At 61.5% G+C, this 17903-nt stretch carries 19 protein-coding genes; 10 read left to right on the top strand and 9 right to left on the bottom strand.

Annotation, left to right across the window (positions count from 1 at the left end; all coding sequences use genetic code 11):
* Window positions 1-147: 147 nt before the first annotated feature.
* Together LOY35_RS27895 and LOY35_RS27890 are read left to right on the top strand one after the other, a co-directional pair.
* Window positions 148-1101, top strand: coding sequence for a response regulator (locus LOY35_RS27895; protein ID WP_258629348.1), 954 nt, complete (start codon window positions 148-150; stop codon window positions 1099-1101).
* Window positions 1102-1265: 164 nt separating this feature from the next.
* Window positions 1266-2162 (top strand): M23 family metallopeptidase, encoded by an 897-nt coding sequence (locus LOY35_RS27890; RefSeq protein ID WP_258629347.1) that lies wholly within the window; start codon window positions 1266-1268, stop codon window positions 2160-2162.
* A 184-nt stretch (window positions 2163-2346) separates the two neighbouring features.
* Here the strand turns inward: LOY35_RS27890 and LOY35_RS27885 are convergent, their stop codons facing one another.
* The 3 genes from LOY35_RS27885 to phoB all read right to left on the bottom strand — a co-directional run bounded on the left by LOY35_RS27885 (window position 2347) and on the right by phoB (window position 5936).
* The gene (locus LOY35_RS27885; RefSeq protein WP_258629346.1) at window positions 2347-3687 is read right to left on the bottom strand and encodes a hemolysin family protein; all 1341 of its coding nucleotides are present in this window, start codon (window positions 3685-3687) and stop codon (window positions 2347-2349) included.
* Between the two features lie 124 nt (window positions 3688-3811).
* The gene (phoR, locus tag LOY35_RS27880; protein ID WP_258633755.1) at window positions 3812-5098 is read right to left on the bottom strand and encodes a phosphate regulon sensor histidine kinase PhoR; all 1287 of its coding nucleotides are present in this window, start codon (window positions 5096-5098) and stop codon (window positions 3812-3814) included.
* Window positions 5099-5246: 148 nt separating this feature from the next.
* Window positions 5247-5936 carry a phosphate regulon transcriptional regulator PhoB gene (gene phoB / locus LOY35_RS27875; RefSeq protein ID WP_003177195.1) on the bottom strand — a complete coding sequence of 230 codons (690 nt, stop codon included), beginning with the start codon at window positions 5934-5936 and terminating at the stop codon, window positions 5247-5249.
* Window positions 5937-6088: 152 nt separating this feature from the next.
* Here phoB and LOY35_RS27870 point away from each other — a divergent pair, with 152 nt between their 5' ends.
* Window positions 6089-6472 (top strand): hypothetical protein, encoded by a 384-nt coding sequence (locus LOY35_RS27870; protein ID WP_258629345.1) that lies wholly within the window; start codon window positions 6089-6091, stop codon window positions 6470-6472.
* 197 nt (window positions 6473-6669) lie between these two features.
* On the opposite strand, the gene ubiA is transcribed toward LOY35_RS27870, so the two are convergent.
* Window positions 6670-7560 (bottom strand): 4-hydroxybenzoate octaprenyltransferase, encoded by an 891-nt coding sequence (gene ubiA, locus LOY35_RS27865; RefSeq protein ID WP_258629343.1) that lies wholly within the window; start codon window positions 7558-7560, stop codon window positions 6670-6672.
* Window positions 7560-8123: a chorismate lyase gene (locus LOY35_RS27860; RefSeq protein ID WP_258629342.1), complete on the bottom strand. Its 564-nt coding sequence runs from the start codon at window positions 8121-8123 to the stop codon at window positions 7560-7562. Before LOY35_RS27860 ends, ubiA begins: the two co-directional genes overlap by 1 nt.
* 176 nt (window positions 8124-8299) lie before the next feature.
* On the opposite strand from LOY35_RS27860, the gene LOY35_RS27855 reads away from it, so the two are divergent.
* From LOY35_RS27855 to LOY35_RS27845, 3 genes are all read left to right on the top strand, one after another.
* Window positions 8300-8467 (top strand): rubredoxin, encoded by a 168-nt coding sequence (locus LOY35_RS27855; RefSeq protein ID WP_139641244.1) that lies wholly within the window; start codon window positions 8300-8302, stop codon window positions 8465-8467.
* A gap of 34 nt (window positions 8468-8501) precedes the next feature.
* Window positions 8502-9650 carry an NAD(P)/FAD-dependent oxidoreductase gene (locus LOY35_RS27850; RefSeq protein ID WP_258629341.1) on the top strand — a complete coding sequence of 383 codons (1149 nt, stop codon included), beginning with the start codon at window positions 8502-8504 and terminating at the stop codon, window positions 9648-9650.
* A 192-nt stretch (window positions 9651-9842) separates the two neighbouring features.
* Window positions 9843-10118 carry an HU family DNA-binding protein gene (locus tag LOY35_RS27845; RefSeq protein ID WP_024777879.1) on the top strand — a complete coding sequence of 92 codons (276 nt, stop codon included), beginning with the start codon at window positions 9843-9845 and terminating at the stop codon, window positions 10116-10118.
* A gap of 170 nt (window positions 10119-10288) precedes the next feature.
* Here the strand turns inward: LOY35_RS27845 and LOY35_RS27840 are convergent, their stop codons facing one another.
* On the bottom strand, window positions 10289-10666 hold the full coding sequence (locus LOY35_RS27840; protein ID WP_258629340.1) for a hypothetical protein: 378 nt from the start codon (window positions 10664-10666) through the stop codon (window positions 10289-10291).
* 224 nt (window positions 10667-10890) lie between these two features.
* On the opposite strand from LOY35_RS27840, the gene LOY35_RS27835 reads away from it, so the two are divergent.
* From LOY35_RS27835 to LOY35_RS27820, 4 genes are all read left to right on the top strand, one after another.
* Window positions 10891-11325, top strand: a complete 435-nt coding sequence (locus tag LOY35_RS27835) for a DcrB-related protein (RefSeq protein WP_258629339.1) — start codon at window positions 10891-10893, stop codon at window positions 11323-11325.
* A 27-nt stretch (window positions 11326-11352) separates the two neighbouring features.
* A complete protein-coding gene (locus tag LOY35_RS27830; RefSeq protein ID WP_258629338.1) occupies window positions 11353-12648 on the top strand; it encodes a PAAR domain-containing protein in 1296 nt (431 codons plus the stop codon).
* A complete protein-coding gene (locus LOY35_RS27825) occupies window positions 12645-13178 on the top strand; it encodes a hypothetical protein (RefSeq protein ID WP_258629337.1) in 534 nt (177 codons plus the stop codon). The genes LOY35_RS27830 and LOY35_RS27825 overlap by 4 nt, the downstream gene beginning before the upstream one ends.
* A 180-nt stretch (window positions 13179-13358) precedes the next feature.
* Window positions 13359-14840, top strand: coding sequence for a hypothetical protein (locus LOY35_RS27820; RefSeq protein WP_258629336.1), 1482 nt, complete (start codon window positions 13359-13361; stop codon window positions 14838-14840).
* Between the two features lie 334 nt (window positions 14841-15174).
* Here the strand turns inward: LOY35_RS27820 and LOY35_RS27815 are convergent, their stop codons facing one another.
* Genes LOY35_RS27815 through LOY35_RS27805 form a run of 3 tightly spaced genes read right to left on the bottom strand, consistent with a single transcriptional unit; the run spans window position 15175 to window position 17881 of the window.
* Window positions 15175-15468 carry a hypothetical protein gene (locus LOY35_RS27815; protein WP_258629335.1) on the bottom strand — a complete coding sequence of 98 codons (294 nt, stop codon included), beginning with the start codon at window positions 15466-15468 and terminating at the stop codon, window positions 15175-15177.
* Between the two features lie 28 nt (window positions 15469-15496).
* On the bottom strand, window positions 15497-15931 hold the full coding sequence (locus LOY35_RS27810) for a DUF1795 domain-containing protein (protein ID WP_258629334.1): 435 nt from the start codon (window positions 15929-15931) through the stop codon (window positions 15497-15499).
* 18 nt (window positions 15932-15949) lie between these two features.
* Window positions 15950-17881, bottom strand: coding sequence for a type VI secretion system tip protein VgrG (locus tag LOY35_RS27805; RefSeq protein WP_258629332.1), 1932 nt, complete (start codon window positions 17879-17881; stop codon window positions 15950-15952).
* Window positions 17882-17903: the final 22 nt, after the last annotated feature.

The raw sequence follows: 17903 nt of genomic DNA, 5'->3' as shown, positions 1-17903 counted from the left end.
GGCCTTCTGGTCGGGCTTTTTTTTGCCATTTTTTTTATCGACAGCAGCACCCCGTGAACGAAAAGTCCCGGCGTGACTGAAGGTTTTTGGCGATGTGCCATCAGTAAAAGCGGTATGCTTGCCGGGATTTTTTAGAGGTGTATCTGGATGAGTAAGGTCAGTGTGTTGGTCGTGGACGATGCTTCGTTCATTCGTGACCTGGTGAAGAAGTGCCTGCGCAATTACTTCCCGGGCATCCGTATCGAAGACGCAGTGAACGGCAGAAAAGCCCAGGCCCTGCTGGCCCGCGAGGCGTTCGACCTGGTGCTATGCGACTGGGAAATGCCGGAAATGTCCGGCCTGGAGTTGTTGACCTGGTGCCGCCAGCAAGACAACCTCAAGGGCATGCCGTTCGTCATGGTCACCAGCCGTGGCGACAAGGAAAACGTGGTCCAGGCTATCCAGGCCGGCGTTTCCGGCTATGTCAGCAAGCCCTTCACCAACGAACAGTTGCTGACCAAGGTCAAGCAGGCCCTGCACAAGGTCGGCAAGCTCGACACCCTGATGAACAGCGCGCCGACCAAGATGAACTCGGCGTTCGGCAATGATTCCCTCAGTGCCCTGACGGGTGGCAAGGCGGCGCCAGTCGTCGCGGCTACTGCACCTGCGCCTGCGCCCACCAGGCCAGCCGCTGCGGCGCCTGCCGCCCCTGCCGCTGCGCCGGCCCGTGGCCTGCTCAACAGCCCGCCGGTCAAGGCACCCGCAGCATCCGCTTCTGCCGGCGCCAACCGCGGTCAGGGCCAGTTGCGCCTGGCCAGCGGCACCCAGCAATGCGTGATCAAGGCCCTGAGCCTCAAGGAAGCGCTGCTGCTGGTCAAACGCTCCGATACCCTGCCGCAAGTGCTCGAGAGTTCGGTGCTGGACATGGAGCAGGGCGACAACGCCGAAACCGCGCGTCTGAACGGCTACCTGCACGCCATCGTCGCCCACGAACAGACGCCGGACAGCGAGTGGCTGCAACTGACCTTCCGCTTCGTCGACAAAGACCCGCAGAAACTCGACTACATCTCCCGCCTGATCGCCCGCGGCACCGCGCAGAAGCACTTCGTACCGGGCGCCTGATCCGGCGGCGCTTATTGGTCAGCCATCGCGAGCCTGCTCGCGATGGGGCCTTCAAATTCAACATCACTCTCTGATCCAATTTTGCAACATCCGTCGATTACGCATGTCCACCCCAGCTGCTAGGCTGCTGGACAGGCCTCCATTTCTCGACAGAACTTTCGCCCATGCTCGCGCCCCTGCTGTTCGCTTGCGGTCTTGTCCTGGCCTCCACGTCGGCCATGGCCATGACGATCTACAAATCCACGGATGCCAACGGTGTGGTGTCCTACAGCGACCGCCCCAGCCGAGGCGCTCAGGTGTTCGTGTTTCGCGACCGCATGGTCGAACACCTGGAACGCCAGGTATTTCTCGATATCAAGAAGCAGAAGGGCGCGGATGCGGTGTTCGTGCGCAATGACCTGTATGCACCGGTGGAGATCGAGTTGAGTTTCGCCGGGCTGGACAATGTGAGCGGGGCACCGAGCCGGCCGATTCGGCGGGTCCTGCCGGCGCGCAGCAACCTGCGCCTGGCGCTGCTCACGGCCATCCAGCCCGGAAAGCCGTTGATGTACACCCCCAGGTTCGAATATTCCCTGGGTGACCCGGCAGACGCGACACAGGCCTATCGCTACCCGTTGCCATGGCGCGGCGGGCCGTTCCGGTTGAGCCAGGGCGCTAACGGCCAGTACAGCCACTACGGTCCGAAGAGCCGCTACGCCATGGACATTGCCATGCCCGTAGGCACGCCGATCATTGCGGCGCGGGGCGGCGTGGTGATCAAGACCGAAAATGAGCAGACCGGTCGTGGCGATGACCCTTCGGGCAACTTCGTGCGGGTGCTGCACGATGACGGCACCATGGGTGTCTACTTGCACTTGCAGAAAGGTTCGGTGAGTGTTCGGGAAGGGCAGCGGGTGGCGGTGGGCACGCCATTGGCGTTATCGGGCAACACCGGCAACAGCTCCGGGCCGCACCTGCACTTCGTGGTGCAACGCAATACCGGGTTGGGGCTGGTGTCGATTCCCTACCAGTTCGATCAACCGGTGGGGGAGCTGCCCAACTTTGCGGTGGGCAAGCAATAGGCTGGAGATGTGCCAAGGGAGTTTTTGTGGCGAGGGGATTTATCTGTGGCGAGGGGATTTATCCCCGCTGGGCTGCGCAGCAGCCCCCAATACAGCCAACTCAATCCGCCTGAGGCACCGCGCTGCCTGGTTTCAGGGCCGCTTCGCGACCCAGCGGGGATAAATCCCCTCGCCACAGTGATGCTCAATCGAGCATCAACACCTTCGCCAGAATGATCTTCGGTCCTTTCATCTTCTTGATGATGATCCGCAGACCTTCGACTTCCAGCACTTCTTCCTCTTCCGGCACCCGCTTGAGGGTTTCGTAGACCAGCCCGGCAAGCGTCTCGGCTTCGATATGGTCCAGGTCAATGCCCAGCAGACGCTCGACCTTGAACAAAGGTGTGTCGCCGCGTACCAACAGCTTGCCCGGCTGATAGGCCAGGATGCCGCGCTCGGCCTTGCGGTGTTCGTCCTGGATATCGCCCACCAGCACTTCCAGCACGTCTTCCATGGTCAGGTAGCCGATGATGTTGCCATCGGCTTCCTCGACAACGGCGAAGTGCGAGCCGCCCTTGCGGAACTGCTCCAGCAATTGCGACAACGGCATGTGCCGCGACACGCGCTCCAGGGGGCGGGTCAGTTCGGCCAGGTTGAACGACTCGGGAATGTGGTCCAGGGCCGCCAGCTCCAACAGCAGGTCCTTGATGTGCAGCAGGCCGACGAACTCCTGGCGCTCGCTGTCGTACACCGGATAGCGGCTGAATTTGTGGCGACGGAACAGCGCCAGGATTTCCTTGAGCGGCGCGTTGAATTCCAGCGTCACCAGGTCTTCCCGGGAGTTGGCCCAGTCCACCACTTCCAGCTCGCCCATCTCCACGGCCGACGCCAGGACGCGCATGCCCTGGTCGCTCGGGTCCTGGCCACGGCTGGAGTGCAGGATCAGCTTCAGTTCTTCACGGCTGTAATGGTGCTCGTGATGGGGGCCGGGCTCGCCTTGGCCGGCGATGCGCAGGATGGCGTTGGCGCTGGCATTGAGCAGGTAGATCGCCGGGTACATGGCCCAGTAGAACAGGTACAGCGGCACGGCGGTCCACAGCGACAGCAGCTCGGGTTTGCGGATCGCCCAGGATTTGGGCGCCAGCTCACCGACCACGATGTGCAGGTACGAAATGATGAAGAACGCGGTGAAGAACGAAATGCCCTTGATCAACTCCGGCGACTGAACGCCTACCAGGTCCAGCAACGGTTCAAGGATGTGGGCGAACGCCGGCTCGCCGACCCAGCCCAGGCCCAGGGAGGCGAGGGTGATACCCAACTGGCAGGCGGACAGGTAGGCGTCGAGCTGACTGTGAACGGTGCGCAGGATGTGCCCGCGCCAACCGTTCTGGTCGGCGATGGCTTCGACCCGGGTCGAGCGCAGCTTGACCATGGCAAATTCGGCCGCAACGAAAAAACCGTTGAGCAGAACCAGGATCAGAGCAAAAAGAATCATGCCGAATTCGGTGAAGAGTGTAACGAGGGACAAGCCAGGGGAAGGGTCCATGATGGAGTTTTGCAGGTTCCGTAATAGCTGTAGAGGTTAAAAATGAGGGCCTGAAAAAGCAGGCAGAAGTCAGCCAATGTAGCGGCTGACTCAGCGATTGCCTAGGGGGTAGTGCCGACCGGCGTCAATCGGCAGGGTTGGCGAGGCGCGCGCGAACCACCTGTGCCGGGGCGAAATGGCAGGTAAACGTGCTGCCATGGCCGGGTACGCTGCTGATTTCCATGCGTGCGCGATGGCGCAGCAAGACGTGTTTGACGATCGCCAGGCCCAACCCGGTGCCTCCCGTGTTGGAGTTGCGGCTGGAGTCGACGCGGTAGAAGCGCTCGGTCAGGCGTGGCAGGTGCTTGCTGTCGATGCCGATGCCCGAGTCCTGCACGCTCAGGTGGGCACCTTGCACATCGCCCCACCAACGGATGTGGATCCGGCCTTGCTCCGGCGTGTACTTGACCGCGTTGAACACCAGGTTGGAAAACGCGCTACGCAGTTCCGCCTCGCTGCCCTTGAGCTGCACCGCGGGGTCGACTTCCAGGGTAATGGTCTGCTGCTTGGGACCGGACAGCTCCTGGGCGTCCTCGCTGATGATCTGCAGCAGGTCGTCGACGGGCACCGGCTGGTTGTCCGACGGGTAATCGGTGGCCTCCAGTTTCGCCAGCAACAACAAATCGTTGAGCAGGGTCTGCATGCGCCCGCCCTGTTGCTGCATCTGCTGCAAGGCCCGACTCCAGCGCGGATTCACCTCATCGACGTTGTCGAGCAAAGTCTCCAGGTAGCCGCAGATCACCGTCAGCGGCGTGCGCAGTTCGTGGGACACGTTGGCGATGAAATCCTTGCGCATCTGTTCCAGCTGATGGATACGCGTGACATCGCGCACCAGCATCAAGTGCTCATTGTTGCCGTAGCGGGTGATGTACAACTGGATGCGCAACCGGTCGTTGGTCGGCGAGGGAATCTCCAGCGGCTCGGCGTAGTTGTCCTGCTCGAAATATTCCTTGAAGCGCGGATGACGCACCAGGTTGGTCACCGGTTGCCCGCTGTCCTGGGGCGTCTTGAGGCCCAGCAGGGTCTCGGCGGCGCGGTTCCACCACTCCAAATTGCCGTCGCTGTCGAGCATGATCACCGCGTCTTTCAGCGCGGCGGTGGATTCCTGGACCCGGTCGATCACCGCCTGCAGGCGGCCGCGCACGCGCTGGTCGCGCCGTTGCAGGTGATAGATGCTGTCGAACACCTCGCCCCACAGGCCATAGCCGTCGGGTGGCGCTTCGTCGGGCTTGTGCAGGCGCAGCCATTCATGCAGGCGCAGCAGTTGCTTGAGGGTCCAGGCCAGGTAAAGCCCCAGGCCCGCGGCCAGACTCCAGCCGTAATAGCCGCTGATCAGGCCGATCAGCAAACAGCCGGTCACCAGCAACAACATGTGGCGAATCAGGGTGCCATGCCAGTTTTGATTCACGGGGCTTCCTTTGGAAGCAGCTGAAAGCTGCAAGCTTCAAGCTGCAAGTTTGAAGCGGGTCGGTAGTGGCTTTTGCTTGCAGCTTGTAGCTTGAAACTCGCAGCTGCTTTTCTCATGCCTTGGTAGAAAAACGATAACCGGTGCCGCGTACGGTTTGTACCAGATTCTCGTAGGCGTCACCGAGGGCTTTGCGCAGGCGACGGATGTGCACATCCACGGTGCGTTCCTCGACATAGACGTTGCCGCCCCAGACTTGATCCAGCAGTTGCCCGCGGGTGTAGGCGCGTTCCTGGTGAGTCATGAAGAATTGCAGCAGGCGATATTCGGTCGGGCCCATCTCGGCGGGTTTGCCGTCGATGGTTACGCGGTGGCTGATGGGGTCCAGCAGCAGGCCGCCGACTTCAATCGGCGCTTCGCCATCGGTCGGCCCGGCGCGACGCAACACGGCTTTCAGGCGCGCCACCAACTCCCGTGGGGAAAACGGCTTGGTGATGTAGTCGTCCGCACCCACTTCCAGGCCCTGGATCTTGTTGTCTTCCTCGCCCTTGGCGGTGAGCATGATGATCGGGATGTCCCCGGTCAGCTCATCGCGCTTGAGACGGCGCGCCAGCTCGATGCCGGACGTGCCGGGCAGCATCCAGTCCAGCAGGATCAGGTCGGGCTTGCGGTCGACGATGATGGCGTGGGCCTGTTGGGAGTTCTCTGCTTCCATGCAGTCATAGCCGGCCATCTCCAACGCAACGGCAATCATCTCGCGGATGGGCGCCTCGTCGTCGACGATCAGAATGCTCCTGCCAACCATGGGGTAATCCTCTTGTCATTTAACTGTCTTGCGCCGCATTAGATAACGGAATTATTGCAGTCGTGTGACAGTTGTTTCGATGGCCAACGGCGGAGAGGATTCTGGACTACGCTTTTCAGTCCGAATCCTGACAACCACCAAAGAAGGTTTCCATGACTTATTTCACGCAATCCCTCAAGGCGTTAGCGGTAACGGCTGCCCTGGCGTTACCGTCGTTGGCCTTCGCGGCTGAGCCGGCGATGGAAAAGGAGGGCATGCTGACGGACCACAAGGGCATGACGCTGTACACGTTTGCCAAGGACGCGGCCGGCAAGTCGATGTGCAATGACAAATGCGCCGCCAACTGGCCACCGCTGAAGGCTGATAGCGATGCAAAATCCATGGGCAAATGGACCGTGATCAAGCGAGACGATGGCTCGATGCAGTGGGCTTACGATGGCAAGCCGTTGTATACCTTCGTGATGGACAAAAAAGCGGGAGACAAGACCGGCGAGGACAAGATGGACGGTGCCTGGCAGATCGCCAAGCCTGACTGACCCAAGTCTGGCGGAAGACTATTGTGGCGAGGGGATCTATCTGTGGCGAGGGGATTTATCCCCGCTGGGCTGCGCAGCAGCCCTAGAACCAGGCAACTCGGTGCCTCAGATGGATTGAGTCGGCTGTATGGGGGGCTGCTGCGCAACCCAGCGGGGATAAATCCTCTCGCCACAGGATTGCTGTTCAGCAATGAGTCTCAGCGCAACGCGTAATCCAGCACAATCCCCACGAAAATCGCCAGCCCGGCCCAGTGGTTGTGCAGGAACGCCTGGAAACAGCGCATCCGGTCGCGGCCACGGGTGTACCAGAATTCCCAGGCAAAACATCCGGCGGCGACCAGCAGTCCCAGGTGGAACCAGCCGCCCAGCTTGAACTGCGAACCGGCCAGCAACAGGCAGCCCAGGGCCAGGCCCTGCAGCGTCAGATTGATCACCCGGTCGGCATCGCCAAACAGAATCGCCGTGGACTTCACGCCAATCCGCAAGTCATCGTCCCGGTCGGTCATGGCGTAGTAAGTGTCATAGGCCACGGTCCACAGCAGGTTGGCGATGTACAGTAGCCACGCGGCCGCTGGCAAATGGCCGGTTTCGGCGGTGAACGCCATCGGCATGCCCCAGGAGAACGCCGCGCCCAGCACCACTTGCGGATAATAGGTGTAGCGCTTCATGAACGGGTAGGTGAGGGCCAGCGCCAGCCCGCCGAAGGACAGCAGGATCGTCGGCGTGTTGGTGCACAGCACCAGCAGGAAACTCACGGCCATCAGTACGGCGAAGAACACCAGGGCTTCCTTCGAACTGATCTTGCCGCTGGCCAGCGGACGCTGTGCGGTGCGCTTGACGTGGCCGTCCACCTTGCGGTCGGCCCAATCGTTGATCACGCAGCCACCGGCGCGGGTCAGCGTCACGCCGAGGACGAAAATCACGACGTTGGACAGCGACGGCGAGCCGTCACCGGCAATCCACAGCGCCCATAATGTCGGCCACAGCAGCAGATAAATGCCGATGGGCTTGTCCATGCGGGTCAGTTGCACGAAATCCCACGCCCGTGGGTTCAGGCGATTCAAGGATTTGAGCAGTTGCACGTACATCAGCAATTCTCCGAATAGGCACGGGCGACGGTCCATAAGCGGGGCAGGAAGATTTCCGCGACCAGCACGCTCAACGTCCCGCGATCGAAACGTGAACGGCGACCCCACAGGCCGCTGGCGCGTACGTCTTCCGGCAATCCGGCCTCGGGGTAATGGCAAACCTCGATGGCCCGGCGCTGGAACGCCTGGTCGCAAAACAGCAGTTCGCCGAGGGAGCGGCTGCCCAACGCGTCCATCTGTAATCCGTCACCTTGCAAGGCGCTGCGCGCCGCCACACTGCGGGCGAACACCCATGGTTGGTCGCGGCCGCGCAGATACACTTCGCGTACCCAACCCTCGCTGCCCTCGGCCAGGTCCAGCGCGACACATTCGTCGGGGCGCAATGGCTGCCAGCCTTCGAACAATGGTGTCACGTTGAAATGGCCGTCCGACAGGCGTGTAAGGCGCCGGGTCAGGGAGCCTTCGTCGAACAGCCAGTCGAGTACACCTGCATCGGGACGGGGCGACAGCAGGTGCTGGGGTAACCATTGAAGTGTAGGAAATATCGAATTTGTATGCGGCACAGAGGTCTTGAATGGCAGCAAATGAGGCCGCGAGCTTACCATGTCGGACGCTGGTTTTGACTGGCCCGGCCTGCAGCCGGCCGATCGTGCTTGCATCTGCCGCGAGCGATCAGTACAAAACGGCCCTGAGCCGGAAAATACCGGCCAAGGCCCTGACATCTTGAGGAAGAATTGGAATGAAGAAGTGGCAATGTATCGTCTGTGGCCTGATCTACAACGAAGCTGACGGCTGGCCTGACGATGGCATCGCGCCTGGTACCCGCTGGGAGGACGTGCCAGACGATTGGCTTTGCCCGGACTGCGGTGTCGGCAAAATGGACTTCGAAATGATCGAAATCAACTGATCATCCTTCACGTAAAAGCCCCATGGAGAGCAACATGAGCGCACCTGTCGTCATCGTCGGTACCGGTCTGGCCGGTTACAATCTGGCCCGGGAGTTTCGCAAACTCGATAGCGAAACCCCGTTGCTGCTGATCACCGCGGATGACGGTCGCTCCTACTCCAAACCGATGCTGTCCACCGGCTTTGGCAAGAACAAGGACGCCGATGGCCTTGGCATGGCCGAACCTGGGGCCATGGCCGAGCAACTGAAGGCCGAAGTGCGCACCCATACCCGCATCAGCGGCATCGATCCGGGCCACAAGCGCGTGTGGATCGGCGAAGAAGCGCTGAACTACCGCGACCTGATCCTGGCCTGGGGGGCCGAAACCGTGCGCGTGCCGGTGCAAGGCGATGCGGCGGACCTGATCTTCCCCATCAATGATCTGGAAGACTACGCACGTTTTCGCGCCGCGGCCGCCGGCAAGCGCCGGGTGCTGTTGCTGGGCGCCGGCCTGATCGGCTGTGAATTCGCCAACGACCTGATCCTCGGCGGCTACGAAGTGCAACTGGTAGCGCCCTGCGAGCAGGTCATGCCGACGCTGCTGCACCCGGCTGCTGCCGCCGCGGTGCAGGCTGGCCTGGAAAGCCTGGGTGCGCGCTTTCACCTGGGGCCGGTACTCAACCGCCTGCAACGGGGTGCCGACGGGTTGGAGGCGCACCTGTCCGACGGTCAGGTGATCGCCTGCGACCTGGTGGTCTCGGCCATCGGCCTGCGTCCTCGTATCGACCTGGCGGCCGCCGCCGGCCTGGTGGTCAACCGGGGTGTCGTGGTCGACCGACACCTGAAAACATCCCACGCCAACATCTACGCCCTGGGCGACTGCGCTGAGGTCGATGGTTTGAACCTGCTCTACGTGATGCCGCTAATGAGTTGCGCCCGCGCCCTGGCCCAGACCCTGGCCGGAAATCCGACCACCGTCGGTTATGGCCCGATGCCGATTACCGTGAAGACGCCGGTATGCCCGTTGGTCGTATCGCCACCCCCACGGGGCCGCGAAGGTGTCTGGAGCGTCGAAGGGCAGGGCTCCGACATCAAGGCGCTGTGCCGCGACGCCGAAGGCAACCTGCTGGGCTATGCCCTGACAGGCGCGGCGGTGATGGAAAAACTGGCCCTGAACAAGGAACTTCCGCCCCTGCTGGCGTAAATACTGGGGGTTCTGTCGTAAAAGCCATGCTTTTGATGCCACAAAGGTCGCCCTGACACTGGCGTCGTGTCCGGCCCCGTGCCATCCTCACTCCCGTCTGCCGCAGAGTAGAGCCTGCGGTGCCTTAGAGGCTGTTTCCCGAGAGAACAGTCCAGACATAACAACAAAAAAACCGTCAAAGGGGCTTCATTCATGCGTAAACCAGAACTCGCTGCCGCCATCGCGGAAAAAGCGGACCTCACCAAAGAACAAGCCAACCGCGTCCTCAACGCCGTCCTGGAAGAAATCACCGGCGCCCTGCACCGCAAGGACAGCGTCACCCTGGTTGGCTTCGGCACCTTCCTGCAACGCCACCGCGGTGCCCGCACCGGCAAGAACCCACAAACCGGTGAGCCAGTGAAAATCAAGGCCAGCAACACCGTTGCTTTCAAACCGGGCAAGATGTTGAAGGACAGCGTTAACCCGTAATTGCTACGGGCTCCTCGGGCAGAGGAGATAAAGCAGCAACGAAAAAGGGCATGACGAGGGAGTCGGGTGCCCTTTTTTATGGCTTTTTTTCAGTGGTCTGTGCCTGGTAGCCGAGGGATCTGCGAACGACCCCAATCCATTGTGGGAGCGAGCCTGCTCGCGATAGCGGTCTATCGACCCACCACCGGGTAGTGCCTGATGCGGCACGCATAATCATTGCCATCCCCCTTGCAGATGCCATCCAGGTACCGGTAGTCGACGCGCACCGACTGCCCTTTCCCAGGCCATCGCTTGCGGGGCAGTGTGGTTTGGTAGTCGGGTGTTTCCGGTGTGAACGTGAGGCTCGTTCCTTCCTCCGGACATTCGGTCGCGGGGGATTTGCGACTCACTTTCAGGACCTGGGCCTGTAGCTGCGGATACGGCTGCTTCAATACCTCGACGATGCGCAGATCCATACGGCAGATTTGCCACGTTGCCGCGTGTACCGGCGCGCACAGGATCGGAAGGGTCAAGGCCAATAGCGCGCGGCACATTGCCTGGTTGTTCATGATTGTGCCACTCGGATGGGGACTGGAAGGAAGCTTACCTGGCGCCGGACGCAATTCCGAATGGAGTCGCAAACGGGTGACCAGGCAGGCTGCTGGCGAGAGAAAATGAGACGGCTGTCATGGGCCCGTAAACGACCCTTCTCCGTGCCTTGATTGTTACCATCTATTGCTTGAAGATCTGCCGCTGACTCCGCCACTCTCCTTGCCTGGAAACAACCCGAATCATGCCGCTCTATCGCCTCCAAGAAGCCGATCTCGACATTCCCGACAATTGGCATGACCAGAGCATCAACATCTTCAAGTTGCCCGCCGTCGGACCGGCCAGGGAGGCCAGTTTCGTCATCAGCCGCGACCCGGGCCGGGGCGATACGCCGTTCGACGACTACGTTGCCGCGCAACTGGCAAGCGCCGAACAGCAGTTACCCGGATTCAACCTGATCAAACGCTGGGATTTCGCGCTCCATGGCCATGGGGCGGTGTTGCTCGATTACAGCTGGCAGCGCGAAGGGCGGGAGCTGATGCTGCGCCAGGTGTTCATCGACCGCCAGCCCGTGGGGTTGATCACGACACTGACCACCACCCCGAACGATCTCGTGCACCACGAGCCGGCCTGGAAGATGGCCATGCACTCGCTCAAGTTGCGTCCACAGACTGCCTGATTACCCTGCGCGAAGACGATAACTCCAATGGATATGCTGGCTGCTGCGCGCCTTGGCGATGAAATTGCCCACGGTTTTGGTGTTGCCGCGATGGTGGCGGGGGCCGTTGCCGGTGCCTTGATCGGTGCAGCGGTGGTCGCCGCCACCGTGGCGACTGGCGGCGTGGCGCTGGCGATCATGGCCGGTTCGATCGCGGCGGGCGGCTTGTCGATGTTTCAGATCATCAAGGGCCTGAACACCATCTTCAACCTGCCCGAGCCGACCACGGGGGTGTTGATCATGGGCAGCTTCAACGTCCAGATCAACAACCGCAACGCGATGCGTGCGGGCGCAGACGTGTCGTCCACCTGTTCGGGCCTGCCGATGAATCACCCGATCTGGCCATTCCCGGTACTGATCGCCGAGGGTAGCGCAACGGTTTTCATCAACGGCAGGCCGGCGGCGCGGTTGCAGAGCAAGATGGTCTGCGGCGCGCACATCAAGAGCGGCAGCCCCAATACGTTCATTGGCGGGCCGACGGTTGCGGTCGCCTTCGTCCTCGATATCGAAGGCTGGCTGCATACGGGGCTGGAAGCCCTGGGCATGGTCGCCATGGGCGCCGCCGCGGTACTGGCGGCCATGGCTGGTGCGGCGGCCTTTGCCGGGTTCGTGGTGATCGGTGGCGCGATGATGGGGGGCATGGCGCTGTTGGGTCAGTTGGGCGACCGCCTCGGCCCCGGCTATCGCGACTTGCTCCAGGGCATCGCCGGCATGGCGCTGCTGGGCCTGGGGCCGAAAATGGCCCGCCTCGGCGCGGCCTCTACACCCCGCGCGGCGGCCTACAAGGCGGGCGTGACCGAAGCCGATATCATGGCGATTCCCAAGGGCAGCCGACCGCCGCCGCGGGATTATCTGGAAGGCCCGTATGTCGATAAGCACCTCAAGACCTTCGAGGAGGAGGGCGGGAGTTTCCTGTTCACCTCAGACGATATCGCCAACCCCAAATACGGTTCGTTCAACCCGAACAAGTTCGTCATGGCAAAATCCGACCTGAACGCGGTGGTTGCCGAGTACAAGAAAACCGGCGACGTCTCGGTACTGGAATCGGCCCTGGGTTACGATCCGGGATCGCTGGTGGGCAAAGACATCTACATGATGAACCTGGACAACCCCAAGGTGCTGATGCCCACCGGTAACGAAGGCGGGGTGAACTCGCTATGGCGGCCGGGCGGTCTGACCCATCCGGGCGGCATGCGCGAGGCGGTGCTGGACAACGTGCCCATCGCCCACGGCAACGACATCAACGCGTTGATGACCACCCGAGACGTAGTGAGAATCCAATGAGTAATCCAAGCGACAACGTGCTGCTGCTGGCGTTGGCCAATAACGATCTGGACAAGTTCCTGGTGGGCGAGCCGTTCTACTTTCTCGAAGCCAAGAGCGATAACGACGAACCGCAGAACGTGGTGGCCGCGTTCGACCAGTTGATCATGCCGTACTGGCGCCAGACCCACGACGCCAGCTTCCCCATGCGCTTCGTCTCGGCACTGCTGACGATGCTGGCGACGTACCCGGACCGCACGCGGGCGATCTACATCGCTCATGACTGGGTCTGGTACTACCGTTTCTGCCAGGACAAACAGCGCAAGCAGCCGCAAGGCCCTTATGGCGATCTGTTTGACGTGGACATGGGCAGTGTTGCCGTCGCCCTCAAGCGCCTGCTGGAGCGGCACAAGGCCGAACTGGTGGCCGATACCCGCTGGGCGGGCGCGGCGTGGAACAGCCCGGACGGCATGTGGACGCCGTTGATGCGCTCGGCGGTGACGGTACGCGACAAACTGGGCGGTCCGGATTTCGTACCGGCCAATATCTGACGGGGCTGGTCCTAATGCCAGTCAGTGAGGGAATCAAACGGTGCAAAAACCTGTGGAAGCGAAGCTTGCTCGCGATAGCGGCAGGCCGGTCAACATTATTGGTGACTGACTTACCGCTATCGCGAGCAAGCTTTGCTCCCACGGGCTTAACTGACTGGGATTTCAAGGAAGGCAGGCGTGATGCAATCTCGTTTTGATCCGCTGGTGCATATCGACTGGAAAACACCCGGCGGCGAACTCCTTGGGTTGCTCCAGCATTACTACCCCGATATCGACCTGTTTACCGGCCAGCCATTCGAGGCGTTGCTGGATGAACTCTCCAATGAAATGCCCGAGATCTGCTTCCAGGCGCTGGCGAACGCCCTGGCCGAACGCGGCTACGACCTGTGGAACCTGGACGCCTGCGGTGATGATTACCGCCCGGTCATTGTCGCGGCCGATCAGCGCGAGGCATTTGCCAGGCACTGGCAAGACCAGGAGGACTTTACACCGAGCCTGATCGAGCCCGAGAAGCCCGTTGCCGCTGAGGGAAAGGCCGCACGCAAGCCGGCCAAGTCCAAGCGCAGCAAGTTGAACTGGCTGCAGGAAGTGCATGACTATCCCGGCCCCACTTATGTCCATGACGACAACTACCACAACGGCTGGGCCGGCATTACCGAGCAGGACGATGAGCAGTGGCTGTGCTTCCTGATTGACTACAACCAGTGGCCACCTGAAGAGCACGACATGCTTGAGCATCGCACCGATGGGCTCGACGGCGCCGATCTGCAACTCATCGACGCCAATGCCCAGCGCAGCCTGTGGCGGCGCCGAGTCAGGAGGGGCGACTACAGCTCGGACGACCGCTATAAGTACGAAGTTCGCCAAGGCGACGACATCCAGGATTTCGGCCCTGCCCAAGTGGAGTGGCCCGGGTTTGAACAACCCGGCGTCGTGGTGGATGCCGAGGTATTCGAACGCCAGCGCATCTACGAACCGGTGCCGGTGACGCGTATCTGGCGGATCACGGCGCAGGCCAGCGACGTCGTTTTCGAACACCCGGATGAACTGACGATATTGCCCTTCGGTCCCCGTCGCCTGCTGTTCATGCAGCACAACGGCCCACTGTGCTGGATCTGGAGCCTCGACCCACCGCACCAGGCCATCGCCGCCAAGCCGATGCCGGCGGTGGACGGCTACCACCTCAGGGCCTCGACCGCCTATCTGGGGGGCGATGAGATCCTGCTGTTCAGCGAAGACAAGCGAAAGAACCTCGAAGACCCGCGCTACCACGAGACCGTACTGCTGGCGTGGCGCTTCAACGTGGTCACGGGCGCCGCAACGAAGGCGCTGCTCGATGGTTTTGGCAGCGAGGTACGCCAGGACACCCGCCTGCTCGTCACAGAGCCAAAGAACCTCATCACATTACGGACGTTCCACGGGCGTGTTCATGTCAGCCGGGGACACGGTGACTGGTGGGTCTGGAACTACGCCACCAACACGTTCGGCTCGTACACCCTGGCCTGGTTCTGGAATCAGCTCGATAATCAGGGTGCTCAAACTGTCCAGCCAGGATATCCGGCGTATCAAGCCGCAGGTGCGTTACCTGCCGGCCCAGGACCGCTACCTGGCGTTCGAAGCGGATTTCGTTGCCAGGTTGCCGGTGTTCAGCGAAATGCTTGAAGCCAAGGGTGGCGAGGTGCTGGGGTTCGACTGAGGGAGGCGGCAGTCAGGTCGTGCTAAACCCCCTCTTCTCTCTTGGGGGGACAGGTTACGTAGCCTGGCCGAGCGGGTAGGCATGCTGTAGGCATGCTCTGAAAGTAGCCCGCAATCCGTGGCGAGGGGATTTATCCCCGCTGGGCTGCGCTGCAGCCCCAACAACCATGCACTGAGGGGGCTGCTGGAAGACCGCATGAACCTGACTATGGCTGCTGCGCAGCCGAGCGGGGATAAATCCCCTCGCCACAGGATTGTGTTCTTGGTAAGCCTCGATTTCCATTGCATCTTTTTCCGTTGGTTACGGCATGCTCATCAGTGCCATTCTCAGGCGCTTGATCAGTTTCGGACCCTTGAGACAATCGACCGGCCGTATGTTACCCAAGGCGGGCACGACCTGTTCCATCCACCACAAGCCCTCTTTGAGCCCCCGTTTTCCATACAGCACGACGGCCATATCGAGGTTGTCGTCCATGGACTTGGCGAGCGTCCGGGCGCTGTCGTCGAGGTAGTCTTCTTCGTACCGGCGCACGAAAGTTTGCCATTCGGTGTCACCGACGTATTCGTCTTCCAGGCCCATTTCAACAACCTGCAAAGGCGATCAAGTCGCAGCCGCCCATTGATCAGGCCGGCACGTCGAACAACAGCGAACCCTTGATCGTTGCCCAATGCGCGGCCTCGGCATCGCCGAGTGGCTCGGCCTTGACGTAGCTCAGGGCAAACATCTTGCGAGTGCCGGGCAGCACGAGGGCCAACTGGTACTGGAAGACTTTTTCGTTGCCCTTGCTGAACTGGCTGCGCAGCTCGATGCCTTCGACTTCCTGGTTGGCGCCCAGGTGTACCGTGGCGCCCGGTTGGCAGCGCAGTTCCTGTACCTGTTTTTCCAGGCGCTTGAGCTGGTCGTCGAGGTTGCTTTGCAGGGTTTCGCCGTCGGCCAGCAGGCTGCGACTGACGATCAAGGACGTGCCCAGTTCGGGGAACTTGAGGATGTTGATCGTCGCGTCCAGCAATTCGCTGGGCGGCAATTGAAACTGGAACTCATTGATGCGGTAAGTCATGGCGCCTGAATCTCTGGATTAACCCTTGGGGAACGCGGCTTTGACGTTGGCGTCGATGCTGGCCTTGACGCCTTGGCCGTCAGGGGTGGCACCAGGGCCGCCGCCATTGTTCAGGTGCAGGACGCCGCCGGTGTTGAATTCGGCATCGCCCTTGGCATAGAAGCTGATCTGCACGCCGGTCAGGTTGATCTGGCCGCTGGCATTGAGCTCCAAAATGCTTTCACCGCACACCAGCCGCAGGTTCTCGCCCACTTCAATGACGTAGCTCTGGCTGATGCTGTCGGTCTTGCGCAGGCCCACCGAGAGGATGTCTTCCTGTTTGACGATGCGCAGGCGGTTGTTGCCGATGGTCACTGTCTCGTCATGGCCGATGCTCTTGTTGCGGTCATGGCCCACCGAATGACTTTCGTCCATCTCGACCACGATGTCCTGGTTGCGCTCGGCATGGATGTACAACTGCTCGGCGCCTTTCTTGTCCTCCATGCGGATTTCATTGAAGTTCGCCGGCGTGCCGCCCTTGCTCGAGCGGCTCTTCATGCCGCTCTGGGTGGCGTTGTCGGGCAAGTCGTAAGGCACGGTCTGCTCGGCGTTGTAGACGCGACCGGTGATGATCGGCCGGTCGGGGTCGCCTTCGAGGAAGCTGACGATCACTTCCTGGCCGATGCGCGGGATCTGCATCGAGCCCCAGTTCTTGCCGGCCCAGGATTGCGACACGCGGATCCAGCACGAGCTGTTCTCGTTGGACTGGTCGTGACGGTCCCAGTAGAAGTGCACCTTCACCCGGCCGAACTGGTCGGTCCAGATTTCCTCGCCTTTGGGGCCGACCACCAGGGCGGTCTGCGGGCCTTTGACGATGGGCCGGTGGGTGTGGGGCAGTGGGCGGTAGCTCTGCTGGGCGTCGATGCAGGTCAGGCTGCTTTCGAACTGTGCCGAAGGGGCGCCGCCACTGGTTTCGCCGCTTTCCTGGGACAGGTAGTAACGGGCCCCGACGATCAGGTACTCGCGGTTCTGGTCCTGGCGGGTGAAGCCGATCAGGCTGAACAGATGACCCGAGCCCAGGCCCCGCGCATTACCGGCCAGCTCGACCTGTTCGTGCAGGGTCTGCAAGGCTTCGATGCGGGTGCGTGCGTAGTGTTCGCCGTCTTCGCTTTGCACGTAGGTGCCGGGGTAGTCGTACAGCGGATAGTCACCGGCGGCATGGGGACGGGGCATCGCCGAACGTACGTCGATGCGTGCACTGGGACGCTGGAAGTCATAGTCGTTGAGCTCCAGCGAGCCCGGCTGAACCTCCTGGGCCAGGTGCCAGTCGTGAATGTGGTCACGCTCGCGTTGCTGTTCGTTCTTCGGGTAGTAGGGCACCGAGGCGTAGCCGGGCGCGCTGGTGTGCGCCCCGTAGGCATCGGCCAGCACCAGCACGTGACGGCCCTGTTCATGGCGGAAGAAGTAGTAGATCCCTTCCTGTTCCATCAGGCGGCTGACGAAATCGAAGCTGGTCTCGCGGTACTGCACGCAGTATTCCCACTCGCGGTAGGGGCGGCTCAAGGCGTCTTCGAAATCGGAGAAACCCAGGTCGCGGAACACCTGCTTGATGATTTGCGGGATGGTCAGGTTCTGGAAAATCCGGCAATCGGAGGTGCGCGTCAGCAGCCACAGCCAGGGCCGTAGCGTGGCCTGGTAACTGGCGAACTGGCCTTGGTCGACGTTCTGGCTGAAGCGGGCCACGATGCCGTGGAAATGCCGCTCACCACCGCCGTCCAGCTGCATGCTCACGCACATCGGTTTACCGAGCACCTGATGGAGGTCGATGGCGTTGTCCAGCGAGTGCAGCTGCAACTCATAGTTGAACAGCCTTCCCAGCTCTTCGCCGCCGCCCATGTCCTTGAGCAGCAGCACCTCGGGCCCCAGCGGGCTGGTGATTTTGGCCAGGCGTGTGGCTTGGTTGAATAACATCGAGTGTCCCGTGCAAATTGTG

This window comes from Pseudomonas sp. B21-028, from assembly GCF_024749045.1.
Classification (GTDB): domain Bacteria; phylum Pseudomonadota; class Gammaproteobacteria; order Pseudomonadales; family Pseudomonadaceae; genus Aquipseudomonas.
The sequence above is the reverse complement of the archived record's forward strand: the minus strand, read 5'-3'. Positions and strand labels throughout refer to the sequence as shown.

Excerpts from the sequence above, each read along its gene's own strand:
- LOY35_RS27895 (WP_258629348.1), top strand. The coding sequence starts at position 148 with ATGAGTAAGGTCAGTGTGTTGGTCGTGGACGATGCTTCGTTCATTCGT.
- LOY35_RS27890 (WP_258629347.1), top strand. The coding sequence starts at position 1,266 with ATGCTCGCGCCCCTGCTGTTCGCTTGCGGTCTTGTCCTGGCCTCCACG.
- LOY35_RS27885 (WP_258629346.1), bottom strand. The coding sequence starts at position 3,687 with ATGGACCCTTCCCCTGGCTTGTCCCTCGTTACACTCTTCACCGAATTC.
- phoR (WP_258633755.1), bottom strand. The coding sequence starts at position 5,098 with ATGTTGTTGCTGGTGACCGGCTGTTTGCTGATCGGCCTGATCAGCGGC.
- phoB (WP_003177195.1), bottom strand. The coding sequence starts at position 5,936 with ATGGTTGGCAGGAGCATTCTGATCGTCGACGACGAGGCGCCCATCCGC.
- LOY35_RS27870 (WP_258629345.1), top strand. The coding sequence starts at position 6,089 with ATGACTTATTTCACGCAATCCCTCAAGGCGTTAGCGGTAACGGCTGCC.
- ubiA (WP_258629343.1), bottom strand. The coding sequence starts at position 7,560 with ATGTACGTGCAACTGCTCAAATCCTTGAATCGCCTGAACCCACGGGCG.
- LOY35_RS27855 (WP_139641244.1), top strand. The coding sequence starts at position 8,300 with ATGAAGAAGTGGCAATGTATCGTCTGTGGCCTGATCTACAACGAAGCT.
- LOY35_RS27850 (WP_258629341.1), top strand. The coding sequence starts at position 8,502 with ATGAGCGCACCTGTCGTCATCGTCGGTACCGGTCTGGCCGGTTACAAT.
- LOY35_RS27845 (WP_024777879.1), top strand. The coding sequence starts at position 9,843 with ATGCGTAAACCAGAACTCGCTGCCGCCATCGCGGAAAAAGCGGACCTC.
- LOY35_RS27840 (WP_258629340.1), bottom strand. The coding sequence starts at position 10,666 with ATGAACAACCAGGCAATGTGCCGCGCGCTATTGGCCTTGACCCTTCCG.
- LOY35_RS27835 (WP_258629339.1), top strand. The coding sequence starts at position 10,891 with ATGCCGCTCTATCGCCTCCAAGAAGCCGATCTCGACATTCCCGACAAT.
- LOY35_RS27830 (WP_258629338.1), top strand. The coding sequence starts at position 11,353 with ATGGATATGCTGGCTGCTGCGCGCCTTGGCGATGAAATTGCCCACGGT.
- LOY35_RS27825 (WP_258629337.1), top strand. The coding sequence starts at position 12,645 with ATGAGTAATCCAAGCGACAACGTGCTGCTGCTGGCGTTGGCCAATAAC.
- LOY35_RS27820 (WP_258629336.1), top strand. The coding sequence starts at position 13,359 with ATGCAATCTCGTTTTGATCCGCTGGTGCATATCGACTGGAAAACACCC.
- LOY35_RS27810 (WP_258629334.1), bottom strand. The coding sequence starts at position 15,931 with ATGACTTACCGCATCAATGAGTTCCAGTTTCAATTGCCGCCCAGCGAA.
- LOY35_RS27805 (WP_258629332.1), bottom strand. The coding sequence starts at position 17,881 with ATGTTATTCAACCAAGCCACACGCCTGGCCAAAATCACCAGCCCGCTG.